Source organism: Lacinutrix cladophorae, from assembly GCF_053604645.1.
The window spans coordinates 280,165-292,219 of the sequence record NZ_JBSHNR010000121.1; the positions used below are offsets into that span (position 1 = coordinate 280,165).

General features: G+C 30.9%; 10 protein-coding genes. 3 read left to right on the forward strand and 7 right to left on the reverse strand.

Annotated features, from left to right (window positions below; genetic code table 11):
- Window positions 1-27 precede the first annotated feature (27 nt).
- A complete protein-coding gene (locus ACVC3Y_RS14275; RefSeq protein ID WP_303421367.1) occupies window positions 28-1,869 on the forward strand; it encodes a cation:proton antiporter in 1,842 nt (613 codons plus the stop codon).
- A 49-nt stretch (window positions 1,870-1,918) separates the two neighbouring features.
- Here the strand turns inward: ACVC3Y_RS14275 and lepA are convergent, their stop codons facing one another.
- Window positions 1,919-3,715, reverse strand: coding sequence for a translation elongation factor 4 (gene lepA, locus ACVC3Y_RS14280; protein WP_303421366.1), 1,797 nt, complete (start codon window positions 3,713-3,715; stop codon window positions 1,919-1,921).
- A gap of 159 nt (window positions 3,716-3,874) precedes the next feature.
- Between lepA and ACVC3Y_RS14285 the strand changes: the two genes are divergently transcribed.
- Window positions 3,875-6,280 (forward strand): TonB-dependent receptor domain-containing protein, encoded by a 2,406-nt coding sequence (locus ACVC3Y_RS14285; protein WP_452227250.1) that lies wholly within the window; start codon window positions 3,875-3,877, stop codon window positions 6,278-6,280.
- A gap of 12 nt (window positions 6,281-6,292) precedes the next feature.
- Here ACVC3Y_RS14285 and ACVC3Y_RS14290 read toward each other — a convergent pair whose 3' ends face one another.
- Complete coding sequence (locus ACVC3Y_RS14290; RefSeq protein ID WP_303421362.1) at window positions 6,293-7,396, reverse strand: TolB family protein; 1,104 nt, start codon at window positions 7,394-7,396, stop codon at window positions 6,293-6,295.
- Between the two features lie 59 nt (window positions 7,397-7,455).
- Between ACVC3Y_RS14290 and ACVC3Y_RS14295 the strand changes: the two genes are divergently transcribed.
- Window positions 7,456-8,682 (forward strand): M28 family peptidase, encoded by a 1,227-nt coding sequence (locus ACVC3Y_RS14295; protein WP_303421360.1) that lies wholly within the window; start codon window positions 7,456-7,458, stop codon window positions 8,680-8,682.
- On the opposite strand, the gene ACVC3Y_RS14300 is transcribed toward ACVC3Y_RS14295, so the two are convergent.
- The 5 genes from ACVC3Y_RS14300 to ACVC3Y_RS14320 form a co-directional block, all read right to left on the reverse strand.
- Complete coding sequence (locus ACVC3Y_RS14300; RefSeq protein WP_303421358.1) at window positions 8,679-8,891, reverse strand: hypothetical protein; 213 nt, start codon at window positions 8,889-8,891, stop codon at window positions 8,679-8,681. The two genes, ACVC3Y_RS14295 and ACVC3Y_RS14300, sit on opposite strands and share 4 nt — an antisense overlap.
- A 5-nt stretch (window positions 8,892-8,896) precedes the next feature.
- The gene (locus ACVC3Y_RS14305; protein ID WP_452227251.1) at window positions 8,897-9,061 is read right to left on the reverse strand and encodes a hypothetical protein; all 165 of its coding nucleotides are present in this window, start codon (window positions 9,059-9,061) and stop codon (window positions 8,897-8,899) included.
- Window positions 9,062-9,069: 8 nt separating this feature from the next.
- Entirely contained in the window at window positions 9,070-10,461 is a 1,392-nt protein-coding gene (locus ACVC3Y_RS14310) for a radical SAM protein (RefSeq protein ID WP_303421354.1), read from the reverse strand.
- Between the two features lie 183 nt (window positions 10,462-10,644).
- A complete protein-coding gene (locus ACVC3Y_RS14315; protein WP_452227252.1) occupies window positions 10,645-11,394 on the reverse strand; it encodes a prolipoprotein diacylglyceryl transferase in 750 nt (249 codons plus the stop codon).
- Between the two features lie 19 nt (window positions 11,395-11,413).
- On the reverse strand, window positions 11,414-11,947 hold the full coding sequence (locus tag ACVC3Y_RS14320) for a hypothetical protein (RefSeq protein ID WP_452227253.1): 534 nt from the start codon (window positions 11,945-11,947) through the stop codon (window positions 11,414-11,416).
- Window positions 11,948-12,055: the final 108 nt, after the last annotated feature.

Sequence of the window (12,055 nt, forward strand, 5' to 3'; positions counted from 1 at the left end):
AGTATTTTCACACACAAAAACAACTAGATGTTAGAATTAGCAGGAATTATTATTTTAGGAATATTAGCACAATGGGTTGCCTGGAAATTTAAAATTCCTGCAATTTTACCTTTAATTCTAATTGGTTTACTTGTTGGACCAATTGCTGCAGAGTTTTTATCTGAAGATGGTACAAAATGGATTGAACCCATTTGGAATGAAACCGAAGGCTTATTTCCTGGAGAAAGTTTATTTTACTTTGTTTCGTTAGCAATAAGTATTATTCTTTTTGAAGGTGGATTAACCCTTAAATTAAGCGAAATAAAAAATGTAGGACCAGTGATAACCAAACTTATCTCTTTAGGGTCTTTAGTTACTTTTTTTGGAGCAGGAGTAGCTGCTTATTATATTTTTGGACTAAGCTGGGAAATTTCTTTTCTGTTTTCAGGATTAATAATCGTTACTGGACCAACAGTTATTACACCAATTTTAAGAAATATTCCATTAAAGAAAGATGTCTCTGCGGTTTTAAAATGGGAAGGAATTCTAATTGATCCAATAGGCGCATTAGTTGCTGTATTGGTTTTTGAATTTATAAGTGTAGATGCAGGAGGAGAGTTTACAAAAACGGCATTAATAGAATTTGGAAAAATTGTGTTATTTGGAGCTACCTTCGGATTTACTTTTGCACATGCTTTAAACTTTATTATTAATAAAAAATGGGTACCACATTATTTACTAAATGTATTTGCATTAGCAGCTGTCTTAGGCGTTTTTGTTCTATCGGATGCATTTGCACATGAATCAGGTTTATTAGCAGTTGTAGTGATGGGAATGGTTTTAGGAAACTCAAATTCTCCTTATTTAAAAGATCTTCTTTATTTTAAAGAATCTTTAAGTGTGCTACTTATTTCTATTTTATTTATTCTACTTGCCGCAAACATTAATTATAGTGAGTTATTGTTAATTTTCAATTGGGAAACAGCTGCTTTATTTGCTGTAATTGTATTTATTGTTAGACCTATTGGTGTGTTTATTAGTACACATGGTTCTAAACTTAAATTAAACGAAAAATTATTTATTAGTTGGGTTGGTCCTCGCGGTATTGTAGCAGCAGGTATTGCTTCTTTATTCGGTTTAAAACTAGCAAGTAAAGGAATTACAGGTGCAGAATACATAACACCATTAGTTTTTGTAATCGTTTTAGGAACCGTTCTTTTAAACGCTACAACAGCAAGACTATTTGCAAAATTAGTAGGTGTGTTTTTAAAGAAATCTAATGGAATTTTAATTGTTGGTGCATCTAAAGTTTCTAGGTTAATTGGGCATTATTTAGAGACGCATGGCAGACATGTTGTTTTAATAGACAGCAATCAAAGTAATATAAATAAGGCTAAAGAATTAGGCCTAGAGGCTATTAATACCAATATATATTCTGAAAACTTAACCGATAATATTGAGCTTAATGATGTTGGTTATTTGATGGCCTTAACAGGAAACACAGAAATTAATAAGTATGCAATTAATAAGTTTACCAATCAGTTTGGGGAAAATGGTGCTTTTAGATTGGTTTCTACAGAAGAAATGCTAGATCAAAACAATAATCCGCATGAAGGATTATTTTCGCATACAGATGATTTTAGTACATTATCTGATGTTACTAGAAAGTTTCCGAGTATTCAAGAAATAGAAATAATAGATAAAGAACATTTACTAGACTTAATAAAAGCGACAAACCAAGACAAAGATATTATTCCTTTATTTATAAAAGATGATGAAGGAGAGCTTCATATTATATCTTCTTACAATACAGAAATTGAAGTAGGAGAAGGGTTTGCTTTAGTATACTTAGGAAAACCTTTAGATGTAGAAAAAATAGATACGGTTTAAAATAAATTAGAAATAAAAAAAGCGTTGTAAATCACAACGCTTTTTTTATTTAATCATTTAACTTTAAAACAGCCATAAATGCTTGTTGTGGTATTTCTACATTACCAACTTGACGCATACGTTTTTTACCTTTTTTCTGCTTTTCAAGTAGTTTACGTTTACGCGAAATATCTCCACCATAACATTTTGCAGTTACATCTTTACGTAAGGCCTTTACTGTTTCTCTAGCAATAATTTTTGCTCCAATAGCTGCTTGAATTGGAATATCAAATTGTTGTCTCGGAATAAGCTCTTTTAACTTTTCACACATTTTCTTACCAATGTTGTGTGCATTATCTGCATGAATTAAAGCAGATAGCGCATCCACAGGTTGCCCATTTAGTAATACATCTAAACGTACTAACTTAGAAACCTTCATTCCTATTGGATGATAATCGAAAGAAGCATATCCTTTAGAAACCGTTTTTAAACGATCATAAAAATCGAAAACAATTTCTGCTAAAGGCATTTCAAAAGTTAATTCTACACGAACAGGAGTTAAGTATGTTTGATTAATAATCATCCCACGCTTTTCAATACAAAGCGACATGACGTTACCAACAAAGTCCGATTTTGTAATTATAGTTGCTTTTATATATGGTTCTTCTACACGATTTACTGTGGAAGGATCTGGTAAATCGGAAGGGTTATTTACTATAAAAGGTGTTTCTGGGTTTTTGTTAGTATATGCGTTATAAGATACATTGGGAACTGTTGTAATAACAGTCATATCAAACTCACGTTCTAAACGTTCCTGAATAATTTCCATATGAAGCATTCCTAAGAAACCACAACGAAAACCAAAACCTAATGCTGCAGAACTTTCTGGTGCAAAAACTAAAGAAGCGTCATTTAATTGTAATTTTTCCATAGAGTTTCTAAGCTCTTCATAATCTTCGGTATCTACAGGATAAATACCAGCAAATACCATTGGTTTTACATCCTCAAAACCTGCAACAATATTAGTTGTAGGGTTTGCAAAATCTGTAATTGTATCTCCTACTTTTACTTCTTTTGCCGTTTTAATTCCAGTAATTAAATAACCAACATCCCCGGTTTTTACACTTTGTTTAGCAATCTGTGTTAGTTTTAATGTACCAACTTCGTCTGCATTATACTCTTTATCTGTAGCAACAAATTTTATTTTTTGTCCCTTTTTTATTTCTCCATTAAAAACTCGAAAATACGTTTCAATACCTCTAAAAGTATTATAAACCGAATCGAAAATTAATGCTTGTAAAGGAGCGTCAGGATCTCCTTGCGGAGCAGGAACACGTTCAATAATTGCTTTTAAAATATTTTCAACTCCAAAACCTGTTTTACCACTTGCATGAATAACTTCTTCTGGATCACAACCTAAAAGATCTACAATATCATCGGTTACTTCTTCTGGATTTGCACTTGGTAAATCTACTTTATTAAGTACCGGAATAATTTCTAAATCATTCTCTAGTGCTAAATATAAATTTGAAATGGTTTGCGCTTGTATACTTTGCGCTGCATCTACAATAAGTAAAGCGCCTTCGCAAGCAGCAATAGAACGAGAAACCTCATAAGAGAAATCAACGTGACCAGGTGTATCAATGAGGTTTAATATATAATCTTGCCCCTCGTAAGTATAATCCATTTGTATGGCATGCGATTTAATGGTAATACCACGTTCGCGTTCTAAATCCATACTATCTAAAAGTTGCGCTTGTTGTTCACGAGCAGTTACAGAACCAGTTACGTCTAGTAAACGATCTGCAAGTGTACTTTTTCCGTGATCTATATGTGCAATAATGCAAAAATTTCTAATGTGCTTCATAATCCTTTTCTCTTCTCTATAGAGATTTGGCAAATATAGTGCATTTATTACGCTTTTACACACTTTTATTTTGTAGGAAAAATAACCTGAAATTTATGGCTAAACCGTAAATGAAACTGTGAAAGTATTGGTATATTGCGTTTTAAATTCTAAAATATCTTGAATCTAAAAATAATCCACATATTATTATTTGTTTTAATTCCTTTAAGTCTATTTAGCCAAGACTTTTCTTTAAGTGGAAAAATTCAAGATGCTGAGAATATTCCTATTTCTTATGCAAATATTATAATTTTAAATAAACAAGATTCTACGATTGTATCTGGAACTAGTAGTAATGATTTAGGTGATTTTTTTTTAAATAATATCCAGGCAAACACCTACATTTTAAAAGTTTCTTTTGTTGGTTTTAATACCTATAGTAAAGAAATTCAAGTCGCTAAAAACAAGAACCTTTCTACAATTACTTTAACCGAATCTAATGAACATTTAGACGAAGTGGCTATTGTTGTAAAAAAACCAACAGTAAAAAAGGAAGTAGACCGTTTGATTTTTAATGTTGCAAATACAGCGTTAAGCGAAGGTAACATGATGGAAGTTTTACAAAGTACTCCTGGTGTTTTAGTAATAGATAATAATATTCAAATAAAAAGTACAACTCCAACAGTTTATATAAACGATAAAAAAGTACATCTTTCTGGAGAAGAGCTAGCACAATTATTAGAAGGCTCACCAGCAAATAGTATAAAATCTATTGAAGTTATTACAAATCCTCCAGCAAAATATGATGCATCTAGTGGTGCTGTTTTAAACATTGTTATGGATAAAAATTTAATAACGGGCTATAGAGGTTCTGTTTTTGCCAATTATACACAAGGTGTTTTTCCAAGAACAAATGTAGGAACCACAAACTTTTATAAAACCGAAAAAATTAATGTTTTTGCCAATTATAGTTACACACAGAATAAGTTAAATAGAGAGAGTAATGAAAAGATTAATTTTTTAGAAAATGATAATATTTCTGAAGAATGGAATACGAACATAGATCGAAATACATGGACTAAAACACATAATTTTAATTTTAATTTAGATTATTTCTTCGATAATGCTAATACTTTAAGTTTTTCTACAAATCTATTATTTCTACCTTATTATAAATATAAAATTCTAAGTAATACAGAGGTAAATGCTAATGGAGAAAACAATTCGTATCGTTTTGATTCTAATAATTTATCAAGAGATACAAAGCACAACTTAGGATTTGACCTAGATTATGTTCATCTATTTAAAAACGCTTCCAAACTATCCTTTAATACACACTACACCGTTTATAACTACAACAGAAAACAAGATGTTTTAAGCAGGTATTTTTTTCAAGAGAACCTGAATAATTTTACAAATGCTTTTAATACAAATGCAAACCAAGATACAGATATTTATACTTCGCAATTAGACTATTCTTCTACTATTAACGAATCTTCTTCCTTTTCTGTAGGAATTAAATCTTCTTTTATAAAAACAGAAAGTGATATAAAACAGTTTGATGTAGTAGGAGGTAATGAAACAGTTAATACAGACAATTCGGATGCTTTTAATTATAACGAAGCTATTTTAGCTGCATATTTTAGCTATGAGAAAAACTGGGAAAAATGGAGTTTATCTTCAGGTTTTAGAATAGAACAAACAAATATAGAAGGCCAATCTCCAATTACAAACGAAGAAAACAAACAAGATTATTTTAAGGGTTTTCCTACTTTAAATTTAGCATATCAAATAACAGAGAAAGTAAATACTTATGTTAATTATAAGCGAAGTGTTGAAAGACCAAACTATCAAGATTTAAACCCCTTTAAGTATTATTTAAATGATAATACTATCGTTACAGGTAATCCTAATTTACAACCTGCATTTGCAGACTTTATTACTCTAGGAACAACTCTAGATGATAAGTATATTTTTGAAGCCTATTACAAATATACCGATGCTAATTTTTTAGAATTACCAATTCAAAATAATGAAGAAAACATAATTGTTCACACACCAATTAATTTAAGTAATACTGTAGAATATGGTTTTGATTTTACTACCTTTTTTAATGTTAATAAGAACTGGTTTGTATATTTTGTAACGTCCTTTTATAATGTTGAAGAACAAGCGATATTTAATGAGGAGCTAATAAAAACAGATACTTGGTCTAACTACTCTGTATTAAGTAATGACTTTTCTTTTTTAAAAGACAAGAGTTTATCCGCTAATTTAACCTTTATTTACGTTGGTAAAAACCAACAAGGATTTCAAATAGTAGATGCTAGATTAGCAACAGATTTAGCAATTAAGAAAACCATTTTAAACAAAAAAGCAACTCTGTCGTTATCTGCTTCCGATTTGTTTAACACACAAGACTTTACAGTAACTTCTAAATATCAAAGTCAAAATAATTCTAGATTCTATAATCAAGATAATAGGTATATAAAACTTGGTTTTAGCTATAAGTTTGGCAATACTACTTTAGAAACCAATGCACGTACTAAATCTCGTAAAGAAAGAGATCGTTTAGAAAAGGAGTAACAAAGAATCTTATTAGTCCTGCCATTCTGCAATAAACAAGTTGGTATCATGTCCTCCACCATTATTTCTATTCGAAGAGAATATTAAATATTTACCATCATTAGAAAATACAGGAAATGCATCAAAAGTGGTGCTATGTGTAACGCGTTCTAAGTTTTTCCCGTCAATATCTATTAAATATAAATTAAAAGGGAAACCGCGTTCGGATTCAAAGTTTGAAGAGAATAAAATTTTCTTTCCACTAGGATGAAAAAACGGACTCCAATTAGCATTCCCTAGGTCGGTTAATTGCTTTAAATCGCTTCCATCAGCATTACATATATACAGCTCCATTTCTGTTGGTTGTACTAAACCTTCCGCTAACAAATCTTTGTATTCTTTAATTTCTTCTTCGGTTTTTGGTCTTGAAGAACGGAAGATAATTTTTGTGCCATCTGGAGAAAAGAAAGCACCACCATCATAACCCAATTCGAAAGTGATTTGCTTTACATCACTTCCGTCTAAATTCATAGTATACAAATCAATATCTCCGTTTCTGGTTGAGGTAAATACAATTTTATCTCCTTTAGGGGAAACCGTTGGTTCTGCATCATAACCTTTTTCATTGGTTAATTGCGATGTAATATTGCCTTCTAAATCTGCTACAAAAATATCGTAAGTATCATAAATTGGCCAGATGTATTTTCCGTTTTTACGTAATGGTGTCTCTGGACAGGCATCTGCTCCTAAATGTGTGGACGCATAAATAATATGTTTATTATCAGGTAAAAAATAAGCACAAGTAGTTCTTCCTTTTCCTGTGCTAATCATTGGTGGTATTTTATCTTTAAACGTTTCATCTACATCCATTAAAAACATTTGATCACAGTTTACATTCCAATCTTTGTTATTGGATTGAAACACTAATTGCTTGTCATCAAAACTCCAATACGCTTCCGCATTATCTCCACCAAAAGTAATTTGACGAATGTTTTTAAAATGCGTTTCTTCTGGATAAATTAAAGAATCTACCCATTTAGTTGCTCCAGTTCTAGCGTCTTCTGTTTTAGAAGCATTTTTTTTACAAGAAACAATCGATAAAAGTAGTACTATAAATAGCGTATAGTTTTTAGTCATGATTTTTTACTTAAATGGCATTTAATACCTAATTTTGTGTAAAATTAATATTTATCATTATGAAATATAGCATTCTTGTCATTTTTTTAATTCTATTAAGTTCTTGTAATAAGGATATTGCAAAACCAGAAGTATCTATTGAAGAAGACGTAACATTTTTAGCCGACGATGCTCTAGAGGGTAGACAAACAGGAACCGTTGGAGAGCAAAAAGCAGCAGCATATATTGCAAAACGTTTTCAAGATTTAGGTCTACATGCTAAAGGTACAGATGGTTACTTTCAAACGTTTTCTTTTAAACCAAAAACAGACCCACACCAGGAAGTAAACTATACTGTAAAAGATGGTGATAGCACCATTACAGGAACAAATGTAGTTGCTTATATAGATAATAAAGCAGAAAACACAGTGATTATTGGTGCGCATTATGATCACTTAGGATATGGCGCTGAAGGTTCTTTATATAGAGGAGAAAAAGCTATTCATAATGGAGCAGATGATAATGCAAGCGGCGTAGCTGTATTATTAAACTTAGCAAAACGATTAATGAAAGGAAACATTAATAATAATTACCTATTTATTACTTTTTCTGGAGAAGAAATGGGATTATTAGGTTCTAATTATTTTGTAAAAAACCCAACTATAGATACCAAAAAAGCAAACTATATGATTAATATGGATATGGTTGGTAGACTTAAAAAGGATAGCACATTAGCTGTTTATGGTGTTGGTACTTCACCAATATTTAAACAAACATTAAAAGCGAATAATAACAGATTTAAATTAGTACAAAAAGAATCTGGGGTTGGCCCAAGCGATCACACTAGTTTTTATAATGCAGATATTCCAGTATTACATTTTTTTACAGGGCAGCATGAAGATTACCACAAACCAAGCGACGATACAGAGCGTTTGCACTTTAATGGTATGCAAGTGATTTCAAACTATATTTATGAAATTGTTTCCGATTTAGATAATAACGGAAAACTTCCATTTAGAAAAACCAAAAACGAAAGCGAAGATGTGCCAAGATTTAAAGTAGGATTAGGAGTAATTCCTGATTATTTATACGACGGAAAAGGCATGCGAATTGATGGTATTAGCGAAGAAAAACCTGCACAAAAAGCAGGATTACAAAAGGGAGATGTGGTTATCAAACTTGGGGATATTGATGTTATAGATATGAAAACATATATGATGGGATTATCTAAGTTTGAAAAAGGAGATACTACTAAAGTGGTTGTGGAAAGAAATGGTAAAGAAGTAGAAGCTGAAATACAGTTTTAAAGCATCATACTTCCGCAAACACCTAAACTAATTATCAAATAAACAGCAGCTAAAATAAATAGTACTTTAGCTGCTGTTTTATTTTTTTTAAACACAAAAGCACCTATTATAGCAAGTAAAATAGCTGGACCAAACATAATCAAACCAATGATTATAAATAGACCATCTAAATTCATTCCTCCTGTTGCTTCCAATAATAAGGTACTCATATATTTTATAAATTAGTTAATACTACAACGCTATAAATAACAAAACTAGTAACCAAACACACTATTGCTAATTGATAGTATTGTTTTTGTTTAGCACTTCCTTTTTCTGCTTCTTTACCATAAATAGCGAATATTGCTGCAGGCAAAAACATCACAAGAATTAGAATCAACCACATCCTTATATTTCATTTCTAAGTGCTTCTAATCGTGCCTTTTTATCATCCCGATAAAACAAATTCATGGTTTCAAAAGGAATAATTTTATTGTCTTTATCTACAATATGTACACAAGATTTTTTAATGGCACGAACATCAAAATTATAGGCGTCAATAAACTGCATAATAATTACGCGAAATAAATTGTCGTAACCCAAATTTGGCGCATCAATATCTGGTAAACAACACATAATAGATTTTAAATTTTCTTCGGCAACTTCTACCGAATTACCTGTGCTAAAAAGTTCGATCATTTTATCTTGTAACTGTTCATCCTGCTCGTAAATAATAGTATTTTTACTATTATCTAATAAGTCATTCGGATTAATATAACGCGTTAACGGTAAAACTTCATCTCCTAATTTTAATGCATAGCCCATAACCAAAGCATCTGGATTACAAGGCACAGGAAGCAAATCGTCAGGATTAAAAACAGAAGTTTGTTCTAAGATTTTTCTTCGCACTTCTGTTAATGTCATTCTATCGGTTTCTGGATTAAAATGCTCTAATCTTCCTGCAATTTGTGTTGGTTGTAAAGTTACACCACGAACACATTTTTGCTTTAAAGCATAATCAATAATCTTCCCAATTTCGCTATCATTTAAACCTTTTTGAAGGGTAACTACTAAAGTGGTCGATAGGTTTAATTTATTCAAATTTTCAATTGCTTTTTTTCTAATGTCATTTAAATCTGCACCACGAAGTTCTTGTAAAACGCTATTCTCAAACGAATCGAATTGTAAATAAATTTCAAAATCTGGAGCATAAGTTTTTAGCCTTTCCGCGAAAGCGAAATCTTTAGCAATTTTAATTCCATTGGTATTTAGCATTAGATGGCGAATAGGCAACGATTTGGCATAATCCATAATTTCCCAAAACTGCGGATGAATTGTAGGTTCACCTCCCGAAATTTGAACCACATCAGGTTCTTTTTCATTCCTAACAATAGTATCTAACATGGCTTTAACTTCGTCTAAAGTACGATGTCTTCCATAGGTTGGCGAAGAGCCAGCGTAACAAGTAGGGCAGGTTAAATTACAACGATCTGTAACCTCTACAACGGTTAAACAAGAATGTTGTTCATGGTCTGGACACAAACCACAATCGTACGGACAACCATAATCGGTTTTTGTATTAAACGTATATGGTGTTTCGCTAGGTTTATTATAGTTTCGTATGTTTTTATAATATTCAATATCGTCTGCAATAAGCACCTTAGAATTACCATGTTCTTTGCAGCGTTTCAGCATATACACATTACCATCTTCAAACACAATTTTTGCATCTACACGCTTTAAACAGTCTGGACACAGACTTAAGGTAAAATCATAATAGGTATATTTTCTAACTGGCATTTTTTGTTTTTTAAATGTTTTTATAGCGTTACTTTTTTCAATCCTGTCAAGTTTTTAAGAACTTACAGGATCAAAAAAAGTCAGGCTTTACGTTGCAATCTTTTTGCTTGTGTTCTCGATACATTTTACTCATACTTCGTAAAACACTCGAACAGACAAGAAAAAGGATTTTCACTACAATCCTTAACGCGCTTTCCAACGTACTAATAGATTAGCAATAAACGTACTGTAATACAACCAACAAATTACACATAATAGTTGAATAGTACTAAAACCAAAAACATAAAACACATTTGGTTTTAAAAACTCGATACAAAATCGGAAACCAAAATAGCTTAGCATGAAGATTTTAAATAAATCACCATTTTTTAAAACCATCTTATTTTTCATCTGTTGTAAAAAAAGAAACAAGAAAATTAAAAAAAATAGTTCGTAAAGTGAAGTAGGATGTCGTAGCAAACCATCTCCTAAATCCATACCAAAAACAGAATAGGTTTCTTTACCATAGGTAAACTCATTTACACCAGATAAGAAACAACCAATTCTACCAATAAAGATCCCTAATAGTATAGGGAACACAAACAAGTCTCCAGAAGAATGTTTCTCTCCAATAATCTTTTTTGCTAATTCTACACCAATTAAACCACCAAATAAACCACCCATAATGGTTTTGGTGTTTAGTAATTGTATAAGGTTTTGTTGTGTATATTCTAATAGCGGGTTTTCTAAAAAACCTATCCACCTAGAACCAATTAAAGCACCTAAAGCAGCACCAAGAATAATAGATAATCTGTTATTAGAAGTAATACTATCTGTGCTTTTTCGTCTTAAAAAAAGATAATACCTAAAGGCAATAAAAAATGCTAAATACTCTAAAACAAGGTGAATATTTATAGTGTAACCAAATAGAATGGGTTCAAATGGTATATGCAAATTTTATGTTGTTAATAGATTACACGCCTAAAATTTTAGCATCAACTCTAAATTTTGTGTCAATGGTAATATCGTGTGTTTCATTAATAGTTTCGTCTGTAACTGTTTGTACACGTAAATTAAAACTGTCTTTTTTTATAAACTCTTTTAATTCTTCGTCTGTAACTTCTAATTCTAACGTAGTAGCACCTATATTTTCTAAATCAAAAGCATTGGCAATTTCTATTTCCTCAACATCTTCAGCATTAATATAAATGTGAATTTCTTTTAAAAAGTTAAAATTTCCATCTTCAGGAGTTTCAATAGTAAGTTTAATTGTTTTTAGTTTAATACTTTCAATTAAATCTTTACGTGTATCATTGTTTTCAAAAGTAGACTCCGATTCTGTTGTCATATCTGGAGTTTGAAAATCGAAAGGTGTATTTAATAATGTAGAAGATGGTACAGAATAACTTGTCTGATACTCTAAATCAAATTTGGTTAATTCATCTACAACACTACAATTTAAAAGTAGTGCAAAAGAGATGAAAAGTGTAAGTAGGCTCTTTTTCATTTTGTTTTTTTTGAAGCAAATATACATATTTACATATAACCGCTTTTTTACGTGTTTTAGTATAAATGCTAATAAATTATAGCCTAGCCTTGTTAGGTTTTTAAAACA